Genomic DNA, 19,288 nt, shown 5'->3' with positions numbered 1-19,288 from the left:
CATTTATTTCGTTAGCTTCACTGTCCAATTCGCTTTATCGATCCAAGTACGATCACTGAATTCACGACCGCGCACGACAACTTTATCTTCGTATACTTGCACATATAGGCCTTGAGAAGAAGTCTTACGCGCTTGCTCATACTTTGTGTTCAATACACGAGAAACAGATGAGTTCTTAAACCAGTGGAACGTTTCCTTGATATAATGCTCTCTGTCATTCTCTAAATCCTGATGGGTATGGCCAGAGAAGATGAATACATTCGGATTGGATTTTACAATCTCGCGGAACTGCTTCGCTCTAATTAGTCGATGTGTACCGCCGTCCTGCCCTTTAGCTGGAAGCTCCTGATGAATCATAACAAACACCGGCTTGCCCTTACTTGCATCAATCTTGCTCTTGAACCAATTCATCTGCTCGTCGGAGTACCAAGCACCTTCACCAACCTCAGGTTTTTCCTGAACGTAAGCTTCTTGCGATAGAAGAATGAATGGAAGTCCGTTTAGGTTCGCGTCATGATACGGTTTCTCTAGATTGAATAAGGACATAAATGCTTCGCGTGCCATCGCATCGGTCTTTCCGTTAGGGAATGTTTTCTGACTCCACTGTCCATCCTTATCTAACCAGACGTTGTAGTAGTCATGGTTACCCATATTCGCATAAATCGGAGGAAGTTTGTATTGCGACATGATTTTCTTGTACTCTTTGTAATCACCTGGAGCACCTGTATCTGTAACATCTCCTGTTAGCATAATGGCTTCGACTGGATCCTTGAATGATTTGATGTCGTCTAGTGCTTTCTTGAGTTGGTTCGAATAGGCAGGGATGCCTGCACTGACATGAATATCACTAAGGATGAAGAAAGAAAGCAGCGGATCTCCAGGAGCTTTCGTCGGAGTTGCCGTTGGTACCACTTCAGCTTGCGGTTTAGGTGGAAGGGCGCTCGATAAGTTGCCTTGTCCGACACTGCCCTGTAAGGAGCGGATTAAGAAAAATGCAGACACGATGATAATGCCCACCAGAACGACTACGAACGGTCGCCTGATGAAACTACGTTGAACCATGGGTGTATCCCCCTTTAAGATACCTAATTATTCTATCATTATACTATAAATAAATCGCAATGCTAGGATGACAGAAATCCCTTTAATTAAGGGGTTTCTGTCAGATTTGTAATAGATTAACACGTTCGCAATAGGTTAAGATCAGTTATGATATTTTGATAGGGATAAGTTGTAGTAGATAGAAGGCAAGGAGTGGATTGGATTTGCTTACAATAGGTATTGATCTGGGTACGTCGAATAGTCTTGCGGCGTATTGGGAAGAAGATCGTCCTGTACTAATACCGAATGCATTAGGGGAGTATTTGACTCCGTCAATCGTGAGTGTGGATGAGTCTGGTGAAATATTAGTGGGTCGTATTGCAAAAGAGCGTTTAATTACGCATCCCGAAGTAACAGAAGTTGCATTTAAACGGTTTATGGGGACGGAGAAAATAGCCCAAATGGGACAATACTCCTTTACACCAGAGGAATTGTCCTCTTTTATTGTGCGATCATTGAAAGAAGATGCGGAAGCTCATCTAGGGCAGCCTGTAACCGAAGCGGTTATTAGCGTTCCTGCATACTTTAACGATGCACAGCGTAAGGCAACGAAGCGTGCGGCAGAGCTAGCAGGCTTAAAGGTTGAGCGATTGATCAGTGAGCCGACGGCGGCTGCGCTTGCGTATGGTCTTCATTTGGAACAGTCCGATACGAAGTTTCTCGTGTTCGACTTAGGAGGTGGCACGTTCGATGTGTCGGTTCTGGAGTATTTTGAAGGTGTAATGGAAGTGAAGTCGATTGCAGGTGATAACTACCTAGGCGGTGAGGATTTTACGCATTTGCTGGTTACGCATTTTGCAGATAAACATAAGCTTGATTACAAATTGTTGGATTCGAAAATGAAGACAGCTCTAAATAAGCAAGCGGATCAGTGCAAATATGCACTTGGTCACGCTGCGACAGCTACGATGCATTTTACATATCAAGAGACGGAATATGAGTTAACGATTAGCCGCAGTGAGTTTGAATCCATCGCAGGTTCATTGATCTTGCGTCTACGTAATCCGATTGAACGAGCGCTTCGAGATGCCTCTATTACCCCCAATGAGCTGGATGCGGTGATCTTGATCGGTGGTGCATCACGTATGCCTGTTATTAAATCGATTGTTGGTAAAATATTCGGTCGCCTGCCTTACGTGGAGATCAATCCAGATGAAGCAGTAGCACTTGGGGCAGCGGTTCAAGTTGCTCTCAAGGAGCGAAATGCGCTACTTCGTGAGATGATCCTAACGGATGTATGTCCGTATACATTAGGGACAAGCGTAGCAAAGCGCCTTGAGAACGGGCAGCAGGCAGACGGCTATTATCATCCGATTATTGAACGAAACAGTCCGATTCCGATCAGCCGAATGAAGCGATTCTATACCATGCATGATAGACAATCGGAAATTTGTATCGATGTATATCAAGGGGAAAGCAGGCGTGTTGATCATAATATCAAGCTGGGTGAAATGATGATTAATGTGCCACCTGCTAAGGTTGGTGAGCAGTCTGTCGATGTTCGATATACGTATGACATTAACGGAATCTTGGAAGTAGAAGTGACAACCGTGAGTAGTGGAGAGAAACAACGGATGATCATTGAGAACAATCCGGGTGCTGTTACCGCAGAAGAGATTGAAGCACGATTCCTTGCCTTGCAAGCGATTAAAATTCATCCCCGAGATCGTGCTGAGAATCGCCTTTTACTGGCTAGAGGCGAGCGATTGTATGAGGAAGCACTGCGTGATAAGCGAGAGTTTATTGCGAACTTGATCATGCAATACGAGAGTATCCTTGAAACGCAAGATGAGCAATTGATTGGGCAAGCAGCAGACAAATTCAGAGAACATCTAGAGCAATTGGAGAGGTGGCAGGAATAGAAGTGAGTATGTGGCAAGTTCTTGGTATTAAACCAACAGATGATCTCTCCGTCATTAAGAGAGCGTATGCGAAGATGCTTAAAGTGCATCATCCTGAGGATGATTCAGAAGGATATCAGCGATTAAGAGAAGCTTATGATGCCGCAATTGAGTGGGTGAAGAGCGATAGGAGCGTGCAGGAAACAGAAGAGGAAGAAGATGATAGCAGTTGGGAGGAAGATGAGGATAACGGATATGTGCCACACCAGTTGAATGGGCTGAATGAAGAACAACGGGTGATCTCACTACAAGCAGATAGGAATGCAGCTGCGAAGATTCACGCGTTCATGAAGAAGCTTAGCAGCTTATACGATGACTTCTATGCTCGAATGGATGTGCAGTGTTGGTCAGAGCTTCTTGAGGATGATGCCTTATGGAATATGGAGATTAAGGAAGAACTTAATGAGCAAGTAAGGTGGTTCTTCGACCATCATCGTGATGTGCCGAATTTCGTATGGGAGCTTCTAGAGGAAAGTCAATTAATAACGGAGGACATGGATGAGGAGTACGAAGATTTATATATATTTCTTCGTCACCAGCAAGCTGTTCCGGAGCTTAGCTATGCATTCATGCATTTAGCTCCAGATATCGATCATGAAGCGTTCTGGCTAAACCGTAAGTTTGCGTATTTCTTATTTGTAAAAGGAGACATGGAGCAAGCAGGTCGCTATATTGAGGAAGCGTACAATCTATTCCCTAATGACCCTGAATTGCTTCGACTGCGTGGACGATATTGGATCGAGCAGAGAAATTGGGAAGAAGCGCTCGCAACCTATGAGCATCTGAGTACGCTGTACCCCGATGATCTTGAGACGTACTATATATGTGCGAATATATGGTTTGATATGGGATCATTCGAGCAAGCGCAAAGCGCATGCAAGTTCTTACTCGAACAAGAGCCGACTAATAAAGATTTCTTGATTCTCCTTGGAAAATGTGAGCTTCGCCTCGGTAGAGCTGAGCAGGCTAGAGAGATTTGGAATCAGCTTTCACCTGATCAGCTTGATATAGGTACAGTAGCTTATCTTGCAGAAGCCCAAAGTATATGCATTAGGCAAGTGGAGCGGGGTGCAAGTTCGGGTCGTAAGCAGCGTCTTGCTGAGTTGTATAGGGAGGCAGGCAAGCCTAGCTTGAAATACCAACTTCAAGCAATGAAATATGGGTTGTACACACTTCGGCCGATTCGATTACTTATAGTGATTATCCTATTAGGTCTATTTACTTCAGGTGTTGGTGGAGCTTACTACAAGCTGATTCAGGAACGTATGGAAACGACAACTGAAGTGACGTCAATCGAGCAGCTTGGGCAGCTGAATAATGTGAAGATCCATCTGATGCTCGATAATGCATCGAATACGACCATTGTAGTTGTTAAACATAAGGATGGTACGAAGACTTACACAACGCAAGCTGAAGCCAAGATCATGGGGTATGATAAAAGAAAGATCAGCTATATGAGCATAGGGTTTCTAAATGACGTACCTTTGGCTGTAATTACTAACAATGATGAGAAGATCGATTACGCTTCTGGTGATCATGTGGAAGTGACGGGGCGTATGATGTCGGCGGTACCTGAGGAATTACTACACATTAAGTCATCCGTACTTGTTCAGCCGAAGTCACTTGAAGTAGATCAAGATTTGTTGAAAAAACCTTACATCGATACAACATCTGTAATACCGGATAAAGAAATGCCAGTTAAGATCGTGATTGCAAGTATCATGTTCTGGCTCCTCCTCTTGCTTGAAGTGTATCTCATGTATCGGTTCTATCGAATATTTAAGTCCTTTAGATATTAATTAGACGAGAGGGGGGATCAGTTATGAATTGGTGGAAGAAGAGAAAAGAAAAACAACAACAAGAATTGTATTTGCAAACGTTAGCATCGATCTGTATAACAGGAGATTACAGCTATTATCTTAATTATAATTTGTTTAATCGAAGTGAATGGAATAAGGATATTCTCGCACAAGCTGGCATTGAAGCAGATCGAGATGAGATTCGAGATAAGCTGGATGAATTACTCCATGGAGATGGGGATAATCAGTGGGTTGCGCATACGCAGCGAACATTATGCGCATTATCCAAGGAGCAGCGAATCAAGTATAGGGATACTTTTGCAGGAAATCCTGATCATGAACATGCCATTCAGAACATTGATAACGTCATATGGCGCTATCCGACAGCGGTGGATCTCCAGTCTCGACATTATGCATGGTGTATCTGTATTGTGCGGGCTGCCAAAGAAATGCGCCTGATCGATGATAATGATTACTGGTATTTCATCCTTAAGGCGTGTGATTACATTCAATCTACGTATTCAGGATGGCATGATTACTTCGGTATTCAAGTGTATCTTCAAACCGGAGATGATTATTATATGAATTGCAAGCAATTAATTACGAGATTGTTCGTATCTAAGAACAGTCCACTTCATAAACTCGACTGGAACATGCAACTACGCAGATTGTAATAGAGATGAAGCTGGCTTCCGCTTGTGGAGGTCAGCTTCATTCTTTTTCCCCTGACCTAAGCATAGGCTTGTAGTATGTTGTGCACAAGCTTATGCATTGGGGGGATGCGCATGCTAAGGCGTAAATGGAGAAGCAGCCAAACGAATAAGAAGAACAATCGAAGAAAAAAATGGCTCATTATTCTCCTCATTGTTGTATTGTTGTTTACACAAATGATCATTTATGTGGATCGCAATTTGAAGCATCCATTAATGAATTTGGCTAAAGTGAAACTAAGACAAATTGCTGCTGAGACAATCAATGCGGCAGTGACAGATCGAATTACACAAGCAACAGACGCAGAGCGGTTGATCGACTGGCGACTTAACAAGGAAGACAAAGTTACCGGTTGGTCACTGAACTACTCGGAGCTCATGCGTATTACGAAGGATACGATTAATATCGTTCAGCCGATCATGAAAGAGCTGACTTCAATGCCTGAACATATCCCAGTTGGGCAAGCGATGGGCAGTCCGTTAATTGCATCATTTGGTCCGAATATTCCAATACGGCTCGTTCCACAGGGGAACGTGCAGGTGAAGCTGGATACACGTTACCAGAACGCGGGGATCAATACGATTCTTGTGGAAGTTTACATTCGAGTGACAGCAGAGGTTTCGGTCATTATTCCCTTTGATTCGGAGCCTGAAATTATAGAGTCTGAAATTCCAATTCTATACTCGATGGTTGTTGGTGATGTTCCTATGTATTATTTTGACAATAAAGGTAATCCAACTGGGCAGAATAAAGATGTGGTTCCCCCTAATATATCCGTTCCGAATATCAACTCGGTACCGCAGACTGCTCCGAAAAAAGAAGGAAGTCATGAAACAACGCCAAAGGGTTGAGGAAATAAATTGGAATCTGTTTCAGCGCGGATATTTTTGCTATAATAGGAGGTATTGGGTTCCCGTTTATACAGATGACATACTCAGAGGTGGAGAGAAATGGCGACCAAGCAAATCGAGAGAAAACCTGAATGGCTGAAAATTAAGCTAACGACAGGAGAAAACTTTAAAGAAATTAAAAATATGATGCGTGGTAAAACGCTGCATACGGTATGTGAAGAAGCGAAGTGTCCGAATATTCATGAGTGTTGGGCGAATCGAACAGCTACTTTCATGATTCTAGGCAGTATTTGTACACGTGCATGCCGATTCTGCGCGGTGAATACAGGTATGCCAACTGAGCTTGATCTAGATGAGCCAGGGCGTGTTGCGGAAGCTGCAGAGCAGATGAACTTGCGTCACTGTGTGATTACGTCTGTTGCTCGTGATGACTTGCAAGATGGAGGCGCGTCTATTTTTGCTGCATCGGTACATGCTGTTCGTGAGAAATTGCCGCTATGCTCGCTTGAAGTGCTAATTCCTGACTTTATGGGGAATGAAGATGCACTTCGTACGGTGCTAGAAGCGAAGCCGAACATTCTGAACCATAACGTAGAGACCGTTGAGCGTTTATCTGACCGAGTACGTGCGAAAGCGAAGTACGAGCGTTCTTTGGAATTGCTTGCACGTTCCAAAAAGATCGATCCGACGATCCGCACAAAGTCTTCAATTATGCTTGGCGTAGGCGAGGAATGGGATGAAATTTTGCAAACGATGGACGATCTTCGTAAAGTGGATTGCAACATCTTAACAATCGGTCAATACTTGCAGCCAAGTGAAAAGCACTTGTATGTAGAAAAATATTATACGCCAGATGAATTTGCCTTGCTTAAAGTAGAAGGAATGAAACGTGGATTCAGCCATGTTGAATCAGGTCCGTTAGTTCGCTCTTCTTATCATGCACACGATCAAGTGCAGTCTGCAATCGCAAATCCTTAAACGCGTAAGACACGAGGAGAGGTTGGTGAACGCATGATTCAAGTCGGAGGCAAAGTGTTTGAGCTTGTCAAAGACCATAAGAGTGGTTGGAATATCGATGCATTCCGTGACCGCTATAGTGAAGTGCTCGAGCGTTATGATTACATCGTGGGTGATTGGGGATACAGCCAGCTAAGGCTGCGTGGTTTCTTCCGTGATACCCATCCGAAAGTAACGAAAGAGTCTTCGATTGCAAGCTTGCAGGATTACTTGAATGAATACTGCAATTTTGGTTGTGCTTACTTTATCATTGAGAAAGTAAACAACAAGTCACAACAGAAGCAACAGGATAACGGCCAACCACAAGATACTGCGGCAAAAGAGAAAGAACCGAAACCCTCCTGATTATTAGGAAAGACAAATAAAACCTCGAATGGATAGCACGAGAAGTGCTGCGCATTCGAGGTTTCTTATTGTTAATGAATGTCGCTGCCGATAAAGGCTTCACGAACCCGACTCCAGAATGGGAATGGACGGAAGCGAGCGAAATTCACTTTAATATCTGGAGCAACGCGGCAACGAATCGAGATGACTTCGGAACGTTGCAAATACTGATGATCGATAGAGAGTAGCATATTCTGCTTGGATTGCGGGAATATGTCGCAGTGATGATGCTTCGGTAGTAAGAACGGTGATCCGAGTGTTCGGAACAAGCGATTATTAATCGATGCAATCTCTGCAATCTGAATCGATTCAATGGATGGGTGCACAATAGCGCCCCCTAAACTTTTGTTATATGCTGTAGATCCAGATGGTGAAGATACGCAAATCCCATCACCACGGAATGCCTCGAAAGGTTCGTCATTCACACGCACTTCAGCAACAAGCGTAATATCCGTACTTTTCATCGTAAATTCATTCAAGGCAAGATACTTCTCCACACCTTGCTTCGTCGTAATCTCGATTTCGACAACTGGGTAGTGGACAAGGCGTAGACCGCCATCTTCTGTCTTGCGCATTAGACTTGCCAATTCCTCAATCTTATCCGGTTTCCAATCCGCAAAAAATCCTAATTTACCTGTATGTACACCGACGAATGCGATTTTATCTAATCCACCGATATATTTATGGAATGCTTGCAGCATCGTACCGTCGCCACCAATCGAGAGGACGATATCAGGATCAGCCTCATCGTGGATTAAGTTATTCTGCTGAGCGAGCTGCTTAAAGTACTCCGTTAATTCTATAGACCTTTCGTCATTCCGATTTACGACAGCGTATTTCAACGATGGTTCCTCCTAAGTAAGATGCCGTGAATGAACTTAAACTTCGGTTCTGCTCTCCCCATCATAATCAATAAAGCTAGATAACACAACGTTAGATCACAAGCGAGCCCACTTCCATAACCGATATATTGCGAAAAAGAGAACGATACTGCCACATACGGTGAGGATCATTATGCCGCTTGTGGGAAGGAGCTGTTCAAGCGTGCGAATTGGCGTTGGCAGCTGTGTCCATGTATTCACAGCGCTTGTCGGGATTGGACTGCGGTCTCCATGTATAGGTTGCCACAAGAGAAGTACAATTACGACAGCAATTACTCCATGTATCAATCTGGCGAATAAGAAAGGCATATAACGAAGGTTTGTATTGGCAAGTAAGGACACGACTTGTGCATGCACAGATAATCCACCCCACGATAAGATGAATGCCGCCGCCGCTACTTGAAAAGGAAGTGCGACGCCCACCGCGCTGCCGGCTTCTTTAGTCCCTAAAGTCACTTCAAACACTCCACTCATCAGCGATTGAGACAGCGCCTCTGGCAGGTGAACCGCAGCTAAGAGTGTTGCTAGTCCATTGTAGAAAAATTGCATGATACCGGCTTGGGTAAGCACACTGAGTACAACAGAGAAGAAGACAACAAGCCCGCCGACAACGAACATGAGATTAAGGGAATGCTGTATAGCATGACCAAGAAGGGTGCCAATACGTCGACCATCTTTGATCCTTGCGGCATGCATCGCTTCAAATGCACGCTTCAAGATCGAATCCGTATGTGATGTTGGATGTCGGTTAGGGTCATCTTCAGATGGCTTCGAGCGCATACCGTGGAAACGCATTAGAAGCCCAATAATCATCGCTCCGCCATAATGAGCAATCGCGAGTATCCCTGCTAGTTCGACATCATGGAAAAAGCCGACCGAAACCGCACCGATGAGGAAGATCGGATCAGAACTCGTAGTCACTGCGACAAGCCGCTCTCCTTCCTCGCGATTCACCAGCTTCTGTTCCCAAAGTTGTGCGGTTAATTTTGCACCGACAGGGTATCCTGAGGCAAAGCCCATTGCCATAATAAACCCACCAATGCCCGGAACGCGAAACACGGGTCGCATCATCGGATCGAATAAGGTTCCTATAAAATGCACGATTCCAAAACCGAGCAAGATTTCCGATATAACAAAGAAGGGGAAGAGCGCGGGAAATAACACATCCCACCATATGGACACACCCCGTAGGGCTGCTTGTATGCCTTGGGGGGCATAGATGAGCAGCAGTAAGGTGATGAATAATGCGATCGCACCTATAAGATAGATGGATGTATACGATTGTGTACGCTTGGAACGTGTGGTCATGAATGCACCTCCTCTTACAACATATATGAAGAAAAGTGGACATCCATGCCGTGTAATCGTCCTGTCGAATCATGACTTTTTGCAAAAAGCTATGGTAAACTGAAATAGAAGACGAGGCTGTTAAGACCAAACAACTGGAGTTGAATGACATGTCAGAGCAAGATCAAAAAGTAACGATCTACGATTGGATTGGCGGAGAGGAGACTTTACGTCAGATCGTAGAAGCATTTTATCCGAAAGTACAATTAGATCCACTGCTTTCCCCTTTGTTTCCTGAAGATATATTGCCGATCATGGAAAAACAACACTTATTCCTAACGCAATTCTTAGGAGGACCTTCTTTATATTCCGATCAATACGGACATCCCATGATGCGAGCTAGACACATGCCATTCCCGATTACACCTGCACATGCTGCGGCTTGGCTGAGCTGTATGGAACAAGCACTTGTCGAGGTTGGGTTGTCAGCAGAGATGCGAGAAGTAGTGATTCAGCGGTTGTCTGCACCTGCGTATCATTTTGTCAATACACACGAGAGTAACTAGAAACGATGGATGAGGTGAAATCATGATTAAAGAGTTGAACATCGATCCTTTATATCAAATCACGGTACGTTGTCAGCATTGCATGCATACATTTGAAACATCCAGAGTTCGTCCAAGCTTTAAGAAAGGCATACAGACCGATAGTGATTTCTGTGTGCATTACAAAGATAATAATCCAGATTTCTATGTGGTTCGGGTATGCCCGAACTGCGGCTATTCTTTTTCCGAGAATTTTAGTGAGAAGTTGACGGACAGTCAGCGAGAAGCAATCGCTTCGAAAATTACAGTAAATTGGACAACCCGCGATTTTGGTGGCAAACGAGATTGGGACACTGCCTTACATACATATAAGTTAGCTTTGCTATGCGCACAAATTAAATCAGAGAAGGAGCGGGTAATCGCAGGCTTACTGCATCACATTGCTTGGTTACATCGATATCAGGGGAATAAGGAGGAAGAATTACGATTCTTACAATATGCGCTTGATGCCTACATTTCGGTGTACGAAACAGAGGGGACGGAGATTAACAACGCCCGCCTCATGTACTTGATGGGGGAAATCCACCGTCGATTAGGACAATACGTTGATGCGGTCAAGTGGTTCTCGCGTGTCATTAACGATAAACGTATTATGGATTCTGCTATGATTGCGAAGAGTCGGGAGCAGTGGGTGGTAACCCGTGAAGATATGGTAGCAGCAAGATTAGAACTGCCTGAAGAAATGCAAGAGCAAGCCAAATAAAACGAATAAACGCCTACCTCACGTTTTCAGCTATTGAAAACAGGGGGTAGGCGTTTCATTATCTGCGTAACTTCTTATCGGTGAGCAAGTAATCTGAATCGACATCTATAATGGTTAAGCTATGATGACAGCACGGAAACACGAGTAAGCGTTTCTTACCTTCATGGATGACAGCTAGTTCAGATACTTGAAGCGGAAGCAATACATTGCTTGCATCACAGTAGGGGCAGTTCATCACATAAATATCTTTACCAATCGTTTCATAAGGCCATGTTTGGGAAAAAGGGATCACTGCGAGTTATCTTCCTTTTCTGCCGTTTCCTCTTTGGCAAGTTCCATCAGCTTTTCTACCAAAATATGCTTTGGCATATGCATGATATGTTCGACGGGTACTTTCATTTTTGCAGCAAGCTTGATAGCTGTATCTGCGGATATTTGTAAAGGTTGCATTGTGAAACCTCCTAAGGTCATATTTTCAAACTTAAATCCAACGGATTCATTTATCATTAAAGCATATTTGCAATAGAAATCCAACGTGGACATTTACAAATTGACCGATGGTAGTGTTTATCCGATAATAGATAGTAGGTAATTGTACTATAAATTCTGAAAAATGAGGTGCCATTCATGAAACATCCTTTACCGCAAACATGGGACTTGGAGTCTATTTTTCCAGGTGGAAGCAGTTCAAAAGTTTTGGAAGACTTTCTAGGTCAACTTAAAGAAGAAATTACAGCATTCAAACAAACGATTGAGCAGGCTGTTGCTCCACAGGACGCTAATCAAGTAGACGGTATTCGTAGTTGGGTAGAGACTATGCAATCTATCCAAATGAAATTGCGTGAAGCTGGCGCATTCGCAGGTTGCCTTGCTGCTGAGAATCAGAATGATAAGAAAGCGGTTCTTCTCGGTGGTCAAATTAAGAGCTTATCTGCACAGTACGCTTCAACGCTTACATACTTGGATCAATTGTTCCTTGCGATCCCAGATCAAGCTTGGACGCTTATTATGCAGCAAGAGCCGTTCTCAGCAATTGAGTTCCCGTTAACAGAGCGTCGTGAGCGTGCGAAAGAGAAGCTAGCTCCTGAGCTTGAAGCACTTATTAATGAGTTATCCATTGATGGCTACCACGGTTGGAGCGATTCCTATAACACGCTAGTAAGCAAATTCCGTATGACTGTTGAGCAAAATGGCAAGCAAGTCGATCTATCTGCAGGACAAGCGTACAACAAGCTGCACACGCCGAATAATGAAGAGCGTACTGCACTTATGCAACAATGGGAGTCTTCCTGGACAGACCTTGAAGATTATTGTGCAGATGCACTAAACCATCTGGCAGGCTTCCGTCTGAAGGTGTATGGCAAGCGTGGATGGGAATCCATTCATAAAGAACCATTAGACATTAACCGTATGTCAGAAGCAACACTTAAAGTGATGTGGGATGTTATCGACCGCAACAAGGATGTATTCGTAGAATACCTAGACCGTAAAGCGAAACTTATGGGTCTAGAGAAGTTAGCTTGGGTTGACGTTGAAGCACCACTTGCGAATGGTGCTAAAGAAGTGAATTATGATGAAGGTGCGAAGCTTATCGAAGAAAACTTCCGTAAGTTCTCACCAAAAATGGCAGACTTCGCTGTTCATGCATTCGAGAATGCTTGGATTGAAGCAGAAGATCGCGCTGGCAAGCGTCCGGGTGGATTCTGTACTTCCCTTCCACTTAAGCAAGAAACACGTATTTTCATGACATATAGCGGTACGTCCAACAACGTAGGTACACTTGCACATGAACTAGGTCACGGTTACCATCAGTTCGTGATGAATGACATGCCAGCTATGGCACAGCGTTATGCAATGAACGTAGCAGAGACAGCTTCTACTTTCGCAGAGATGATCGTATCGGATGCACTTGTTCAGCAAGCTGCTTCCAAAGAAGAGCGTATTGCGTTATTGGAAGATAAAATCGGCCGTTCGATCGCGTTCTTCATGAATATTCATGCTCGCTTCATTTTCGAAACGAATTTCTATGCAGAACGTGAAAAAGGCTATGTATCTGTTGAACGTTTGAACGATCTAATGGTGGATGCGCAGAAAGTGGCATATAAAGACTCCTTGGCGTCTTACCACCCACACTTCTGGGCAGCGAAGTTACACTTCTACTCCACAGGCGTACCGTTCTACAACTTCCCGTATACATTCGGATACTTGTTCTCTGCTGGTATTTATGCAAGAGCAGTGAAGGAAGGTATTGCGTTCGAAGATAAGTATGCAGCACTACTTCGCGATACAGGTTCAATGAGCGTAGAAGATTTGGCACAGAAACACCTTGGTGTTGATTTGACGCAGGCTGACTTCTGGCAAAGTGCTGTGGATATGGCGGTTGCGGATGTTAGGGAGTTCATGGAGCTGACTGCTGAGTAAAAAATGAAGGGTAACTGCGTAGAACAGGTACACTTCCGGTCGCTGTCTCAATCGTGAAGCTTGATTAGGTTAGTAGGTAGCTTCACGATTTCAAAGGCGAACATTTCATTCCTACAGTGTACCTGTTCTACTCCGTTTTCATTTTTTTCGCAGAGGATTGGTAATAGAGAAAAGCGCCGGGACGAATTGTCCGGCGCTTGTTTTTTTGCTTGATGAAAGTATTGAAATATGTTCAAAATGCGTAGCGGAGTAGAAAGAGGGTACTTGAAGAGCGGAGCGTTCGCCTTTGAAATCGTGAAAATACCATTAAACCAATTCAAAATTCACGATTTCAACAGCGACTGGAGGTACTCCCTTTCTCAATAGCGACCCGGATTTTAGATTTATTTTAAAGCTTGAAGATCTGGATCGTCTGCTGTAGCTTCGTGACCATACGCGTCATTTCGGCAGATTGGTTGACGATGGTGCTTACGGCAGAGATTTGTTCGTTCATGGAAGCAGAGACTTGCTGCGTGCCGGCTGCGGACTCTTCAGTGATGGCAGAGATGCTTTCCATGGTAGCAGAGATTTGTTTGGAGCTTGCGAACATTTGGTCACTTTCAGTAGCGAATTGAGCAATTTCTTTCGAAATAAATTCCACAGATGTGACGATTTCGGAGAAAATGCTTTCGGTCGCTTGAATGAGTTCCGTCTGTTTATGTACAACATTTTCGTTAATTTGAATGTTATGTAGGGATTGTTTGATACCTTTTTCAATCGATGTGACAAGACCGAATACTTCTTTCGTTAAGGATGTCGATTCTTCAGCTAGCTTACGAACTTGCTGAGCTACGACGGCAAATCCACGACCATGTTCCCCTGCACGCGCTGCTTCAATCGAAGCATTAAGGGATAGTAAGTTGGTTTGTTCTGCGATCTCAGAGATGGATCTAGTAATCTTGGAAATGCCAGCTGCTTGGTCGGCAAGGATGTGAATCGTCTTGGAAACTTGTGAAGTCGTCTCTACATTACGCTTCATTCCTTCGCCTTGAAGGACAACTGCGTTCTGGCCTTTTTCCACCAGTGTAAGCATGTTAGAGGATCGATCGTTCATTTCTTTCGTAGAAGAAGTGTAACCTGATACTTTGGTCTCAATGTCTTTCGTCGATTGAGAAATTGTCGATACTTCTTCGGAAATTTGTCCGGCACCTGAAGCGAGCTCTTGTGTCGATAATGTTACTTGTTCCATTAAATCTTTGAGGTGTTCATTTTTCACATAAATATCACGGCTGGAATCGGACACATGCTTCGTAATACTGCTTGTTTCTTTCAAAATGTCGCGAAGCTTGTCTGTCATTTGGTTAAATGAGCGGGCCAGTTCCCCAAGCGCATCATTCGAAGTCACATCTGCCTTTTGGGAAAAATCGCCTTTGGCAATGGACATGGCAACACGAGTCATATCAGAGATTGGTTCAGTAAGGGTCTTTTCAAACCAGAGAACAAATGGATAGCTGGCAGCGAGTAATGCTACCGGGATGATATAACCGAATACAGATGCACCGTGCATTAGAAGTAGAACAATCATGAGTATAGAAGATATCCCAATCATCCCATACACACCAATCTGTAGCTTTTTCTTGAATGAGAATGTAGAGAAGAAGCCCATTATCCAAGTCCCCTTTACCTAATAAGTTCAAATTCTGGATAGGAAAAACTTTCCTGACCAAATTATATCATTGTGATCTTGCAAGGGTCTACATTTTTATACATAAGTCGACCAGAAGACCTAATTTTCATCTATATTCTGTCAGTTACAAGGATCTGAAGTCGTGGGGAATTCGGGATTCTTTGTAAAAATATGTTGAAATCATGCTGAAAGCCCTATATAATGCAAAATACGTAGGCAGAATTACATAATATTACATTCCTAATGAAGGAGGAGATGAATTGATATTAGAGCAACTACCGCTCGCACGCCAGGTAGAAATCGTATTTAAACAAGTGAGGGACGAACTGAGTTTAATGTCGTCTGGCAGCGTCTTCATCCAGATTCGTAACAATGTAATCGGCAAGTTTGGGGTTAGACATTTACCAATGGAGAGTAAAGGTGGGGTCATTAGTAAACAAGAGTTTGGTTTAACAGAAGCACACTATATAGCATTTAAGCAGATGGCAATTGATAGTCTGAAATACAAGAATAGCTGGACACATGGCGAGATTTTGTTTGATTTTGCAGTGAAAAAATCTGCTTTATATGCTTCTGTTCAATTTGAATCAAATTACAATCTAGCAAGTCTTGCAAAGAGCGTGTAAAGTACATAGTTCATAGTTCATCCTAGGAGTAGCCCTTACCGGTTGCTCTTTTTTTCATCTTATTGGAGAAAATGAGGCTATAGCTTATAATTAAGAGAACAAGGTGTATGGGGGCTAACCATGTTTGAACTGACGATGGGGAATTGGTCATGGAATCAAGAACTGCAAATTATTGTAGCGGATGTGCGATTGCAAATGGATCAAGATATCCTCGTAGATGAACCGCTATGTGTAGATGTAGGCATGCCTGCCATGCTTAGAAGTGTGCTTAAAGATAACGAGCTGAATCGATTTGCCGAGCCGTCAATGTGGTGGGTAATGCCCTTCTTCGTATGCGGCTGCGGTGATCCAGAGTGCCGGGGATTCTCATTTATCGTGAAGCATCTTAGTGAGGATTTGATCTCTATTACACATGTGGAAGACAAGACGGATGGAACGTTGCGGGAGTACGAAAGCTGTGAAGTCCCATTTGCTGAATATCGACACAACGTGATGAAGATTGCCCATGCGTTTGATGAATATGTATGTACATTAGGAGAAGCCTATCAACCGCTTTTGAACCATACAGCGACGCTTGTTAAGGAGTTAATGGCTGAAGTGAAGCGGCAGGAATAGGGATAAAGAAGTAGGTCTAGTCCAAAGGTAATAGTCGAAAGAAGGTGCTGAAATTTGGCGAAAACTAAATTTTATGTCGTATGGGTCGGACACGAACCTGGGATCTATCGTTCATGGCCGGAGTGTCAGAAGCAGGTGAATAATTACCCCCAGGCTAAATATAAATCGTACGAATCGGAAAAAGAAGCACAAGAAGCTTATACACGTGGTTGGCAAAAATCGTTGAATTTCTCCTCCGATAAGAAAAAAGAAGCTGCAGCTGCAGCCTTGGAAGATGTTCCTGAAATTGATTATGACAGCATTTCCGTCGATGTGGGTTGCTCGGGTAATCCTGGTATCGTTGAATATAAAGGCGTAGACACCCAGACAAGTGAAATCTTGTTCTACTATGGTCCAATTGCGAAGGGGACGAACAACTTAGGGGAGTTCTTAGCGATTGTGCATGGACTAGCCTACCTTAAAGAGCAAGGCAGTAACAAGACGATTTATACGGATTCACGTACAGCACTTAGTTGGCTACGGAAGAAAGAAGTCGCGACAAATCTCGTTCGGGATGATTCGACAACAGAAATATGGTTCTTGGTTGATCGCGCGCTTAAATGGCTCAAAACAAACACGTATCCAAACAAGATCGTCAAATGGGAAACGAAAAAGTGGGGCGAAATTAAAGCAGACTTCGGGCGTAAGTAAATATCAGAGTATGAAGAGGAAGACACATGAGATCCGAGTGATCAAGTGTGTCTTTAATCATTTAAAGTAATGGTCAGAGGCATGTAAAATGTGCTATATTAAAATAATAGAATTTTTAATCGATTCGATTATTTATAGTAGTTTAATAAAGAGATACTAGGAGGAATGAACCAAATGGCTAACAAGAAAATGCGCAGCGATATGATTAAAAAAGGTTTTGATCGTGCTCCTCACCGCAGTTTACTGCGTGCATCAGGGGTGAAGGAGGAAGATTTCGGCAAACCGTTCATTGCGGTATGTAACTCCTATATTGATATTATTCCAGGTCATGTTCATTTGCAGGAATTCGGTAAACTTGTGAAGGAAGCAATTCGCGAAGCGGGTGGGGTTCCTTTTGAATTCAATACAATTGGTGTCGATGATGGCATTGCGATGGGACACATTGGTATGCGTTACTCGCTTCCAAGCCGTGAGATTATTGCAGATTCTGTCGAAACGGTAGTGAATGCTCACTGGTTCGATGGTATGGTCTGTATCCCGAACTGTGACAAGATTACACCGGGAATGATCATGGGTGCACTTCGTGTGAACATCCCAACAATGCTTGTGTCTGGTGGTCCCATGAAAGCAGGTAAGACGAAAGACGGTCGTTCAATTTCTCTATCCTCCGTATTCGAAGGCGTTGGCGCGCACCAAGCAGGTAAAATCGATGATGATGCGTTACTTGAACTTGAACAATTTGGTTGTCCGACGTGCGGTTCTTGCTCCGGTATGTTCACAGCGAACTCGATGAACTGTTTGGCAGAAGGTCTTGGTCTTGCACTACCTGGTAATGGTACAATTCTAGCTGTATCTGAAGAGCGCAAAGAGTTCGTGAAGCGTGCAGCAAGACAATTAATTGAATTGATAGAAAAAGACATCAAGCCACGTGATATCGTGACGATGGAAGCGATTGATAATGCCTTCGCACTCGACATGGCTATGGGTGGTTCGACAAATACTGTGCTTCACACGCTTGCGATTGCACATGAAGCTGGTCTTGAATATCCGATTGAGCGCATTAATGAAATTGCTTCTCGCGTACCGCATTTGGCGAAAATTGCACCAGCTTCCGACTATCACATTGAAGATGTTCACGACGCAGGCGGCGTGAGCGCAGTAATCCATGAGCTTTTGAAAAAGCCAGGTGCATTCGATGGCAGCCGTATTACAGTAACAGGTAAGACTCTTAGTGAGAATGTTGCGGGTTGCGAGATTCAGAATAAGGACGTCATTCGTCCAATTGATAACCCACATAGTGAACGTGGTGGTCTAGCGGTTCTATTCGGTAACTTGGCACCAGAAGGCTCGATCATTAAAGTAGGAGCTGTTGATGCTTCTGTAGGTGGTCGCCATGTGGGTCCAGCAATCTGCTTCGACTCTCAAGATGAGGCACTTTATGGCATTGCTAACGGGAAAGTAAAAGAAGGACACGTTGTGGTCATTCGTTACGAAGGACCTAAGGGTGGTCCTGGTATGCCAGAGATGCTTGCTCCTACTTCACAAATCGTAGGTATGGGCCTAGGTGCTAAGGTTGGACTCATTACAGATGGTCGTTTCTCCGGTGCATCCCGTGGTATTTCCATCGGTCATATTTCTCCAGAGGCAGCAGAAGGTGGTCCTCTTGCTTTCGTAGAAGATGGGGACATTATCGATCTTGACCTAGAGAATCGCAAGATTGAACTTCAAATTTCCGATGAGGAAATGGAGCGTCGTCGCGCGAACTTTAAAGGTTTCGAACCGAAAATTAAGTCTGGGTACCTAGCTCGTTATTCCAAATTGGTAACGAATGCGTCTATGGGTGGAATTTTAAAAATTTAACCATTTTTTTCAAATATTACAAAAAAGCCTTTACCTTGATGGTAAAGGCTTTTTTGTATGTTTGGAGTCAAAAATCAAACAGGTAATGTCCATAATCGGACAATAAGACGATTTCTGTCTAACAAATAAGCGTTTACACTCCCTATTAGTTGGCGGTAAGTTGATGATAG

19 protein-coding genes are annotated in these 19,288 nt (G+C 43.7%); 13 read left to right on the top strand and 6 right to left on the bottom strand.

The features are described from left to right. Positions 1-3 precede the first annotated feature (3 nt). Positions 4-1,062, bottom strand: coding sequence for a metallophosphoesterase family protein (locus NV379_RS22005; RefSeq protein ID WP_258209496.1), 1,059 nt, complete (start codon positions 1,060-1,062; stop codon positions 4-6). 203 nt (positions 1,063-1,265) lie between these two features. On the opposite strand from NV379_RS22005, the gene NV379_RS22000 reads away from it, so the two are divergent. The 6 genes from NV379_RS22000 (at position 1,266) to NV379_RS21975 (ending at position 7,725) form a co-directional block, all read left to right on the top strand. Continuing rightward, on the top strand, positions 1,266-2,963 hold the full coding sequence (locus tag NV379_RS22000) for a molecular chaperone HscC (RefSeq protein ID WP_258209495.1): 1,698 nt from the start codon (positions 1,266-1,268) through the stop codon (positions 2,961-2,963). A gap of 8 nt (positions 2,964-2,971) precedes the next feature. Next, the gene (locus NV379_RS21995; protein ID WP_258209532.1) at positions 2,972-4,801 is read left to right on the top strand and encodes a J domain-containing protein; all 1,830 of its coding nucleotides are present in this window, start codon (positions 2,972-2,974) and stop codon (positions 4,799-4,801) included. Between the two features lie 23 nt (positions 4,802-4,824). Then, positions 4,825-5,475: a DUF1266 domain-containing protein gene (locus NV379_RS21990; protein ID WP_258209494.1), complete on the top strand. Its 651-nt coding sequence runs from the start codon at positions 4,825-4,827 to the stop codon at positions 5,473-5,475. A 111-nt stretch (positions 5,476-5,586) separates the two neighbouring features. Beyond that, positions 5,587-6,363 carry a sporulation protein YunB gene (gene yunB / locus NV379_RS21985; protein ID WP_258209493.1) on the top strand — a complete coding sequence of 259 codons (777 nt, stop codon included), beginning with the start codon at positions 5,587-5,589 and terminating at the stop codon, positions 6,361-6,363. 99 nt (positions 6,364-6,462) lie between these two features. Continuing rightward, positions 6,463-7,341, top strand: coding sequence for a lipoyl synthase (lipA, locus tag NV379_RS21980; RefSeq protein WP_258209492.1), 879 nt, complete (start codon positions 6,463-6,465; stop codon positions 7,339-7,341). A 33-nt stretch (positions 7,342-7,374) separates the two neighbouring features. Next, positions 7,375-7,725, top strand: coding sequence for a YutD family protein (locus NV379_RS21975; protein WP_258209491.1), 351 nt, complete (start codon positions 7,375-7,377; stop codon positions 7,723-7,725). Positions 7,726-7,796: 71 nt separating this feature from the next. Here the strand turns inward: NV379_RS21975 and NV379_RS21970 are convergent, their stop codons facing one another. Both NV379_RS21970 and spoVV read right to left on the bottom strand, forming a co-directional pair. Further along, positions 7,797-8,606 carry an NAD kinase gene (locus NV379_RS21970; RefSeq protein ID WP_258209490.1) on the bottom strand — a complete coding sequence of 270 codons (810 nt, stop codon included), beginning with the start codon at positions 8,604-8,606 and terminating at the stop codon, positions 7,797-7,799. A gap of 96 nt (positions 8,607-8,702) precedes the next feature. After that, a complete protein-coding gene (gene spoVV, locus NV379_RS21965; protein WP_258209489.1) occupies positions 8,703-9,953 on the bottom strand; it encodes a dipicolinic acid transporter SpoVV in 1,251 nt (416 codons plus the stop codon). A 149-nt stretch (positions 9,954-10,102) separates the two neighbouring features. On the opposite strand from spoVV, the gene NV379_RS21960 reads away from it, so the two are divergent. Beyond that, on the top strand, positions 10,103-10,498 hold the full coding sequence (locus NV379_RS21960; protein WP_258209488.1) for a globin domain-containing protein: 396 nt from the start codon (positions 10,103-10,105) through the stop codon (positions 10,496-10,498). A 22-nt stretch (positions 10,499-10,520) separates the two neighbouring features. Further along, complete coding sequence (locus NV379_RS21955; RefSeq protein ID WP_258209487.1) at positions 10,521-11,240, top strand: DUF2225 domain-containing protein; 720 nt, start codon at positions 10,521-10,523, stop codon at positions 11,238-11,240. A gap of 58 nt (positions 11,241-11,298) precedes the next feature. Here NV379_RS21955 and NV379_RS21950 read toward each other — a convergent pair whose 3' ends face one another. After that, positions 11,299-11,532, bottom strand: coding sequence for a hypothetical protein (locus tag NV379_RS21950; RefSeq protein ID WP_258209486.1), 234 nt, complete (start codon positions 11,530-11,532; stop codon positions 11,299-11,301). Further along, the gene (locus NV379_RS21945; RefSeq protein WP_258209485.1) at positions 11,529-11,690 is read right to left on the bottom strand and encodes a YycC family protein; all 162 of its coding nucleotides are present in this window, start codon (positions 11,688-11,690) and stop codon (positions 11,529-11,531) included. Before NV379_RS21945 ends, NV379_RS21950 begins: the two co-directional genes overlap by 4 nt. Positions 11,691-11,867: 177 nt before the next feature. Between NV379_RS21945 and NV379_RS21940 the strand changes: the two genes are divergently transcribed. Next, the gene (locus tag NV379_RS21940; protein WP_258209484.1) at positions 11,868-13,661 is read left to right on the top strand and encodes a M3 family oligoendopeptidase; all 1,794 of its coding nucleotides are present in this window, start codon (positions 11,868-11,870) and stop codon (positions 13,659-13,661) included. A 388-nt stretch (positions 13,662-14,049) separates the two neighbouring features. Here NV379_RS21940 and NV379_RS21935 read toward each other — a convergent pair whose 3' ends face one another. After that, positions 14,050-15,306 carry a methyl-accepting chemotaxis protein gene (locus NV379_RS21935; RefSeq protein ID WP_258209483.1) on the bottom strand — a complete coding sequence of 419 codons (1,257 nt, stop codon included), beginning with the start codon at positions 15,304-15,306 and terminating at the stop codon, positions 14,050-14,052. Between the two features lie 281 nt (positions 15,307-15,587). On the opposite strand from NV379_RS21935, the gene NV379_RS21930 reads away from it, so the two are divergent. The 4 genes from NV379_RS21930 (at position 15,588) to ilvD (ending at position 19,118) form a co-directional block, all read left to right on the top strand. Continuing rightward, positions 15,588-15,953 carry an O-methyltransferase gene (locus tag NV379_RS21930; RefSeq protein WP_258209482.1) on the top strand — a complete coding sequence of 122 codons (366 nt, stop codon included), beginning with the start codon at positions 15,588-15,590 and terminating at the stop codon, positions 15,951-15,953. 120 nt (positions 15,954-16,073) lie between these two features. Further along, on the top strand, positions 16,074-16,568 hold the full coding sequence (locus tag NV379_RS21925) for a hypothetical protein (RefSeq protein ID WP_258209481.1): 495 nt from the start codon (positions 16,074-16,076) through the stop codon (positions 16,566-16,568). Positions 16,569-16,622: 54 nt separating this feature from the next. After that, on the top strand, positions 16,623-17,258 hold the full coding sequence (gene rnhA / locus NV379_RS21920) for a ribonuclease H (protein WP_258209480.1): 636 nt from the start codon (positions 16,623-16,625) through the stop codon (positions 17,256-17,258). A 174-nt stretch (positions 17,259-17,432) separates the two neighbouring features. Further along, positions 17,433-19,118 carry a dihydroxy-acid dehydratase gene (gene ilvD, locus NV379_RS21915; protein ID WP_258209479.1) on the top strand — a complete coding sequence of 562 codons (1,686 nt, stop codon included), beginning with the start codon at positions 17,433-17,435 and terminating at the stop codon, positions 19,116-19,118. Positions 19,119-19,288: the final 170 nt, after the last annotated feature.

The sequence above is a fragment of the Paenibacillus radicibacter genome (assembly GCF_024721995.1).
GTDB classification, from domain to species: Bacteria; Bacillota; Bacilli; order Paenibacillales; family NBRC-103111; genus Paenibacillus_AM; species Paenibacillus_AM radicibacter.
This window is presented reverse-complemented; position numbering and strand designations above follow the sequence as displayed.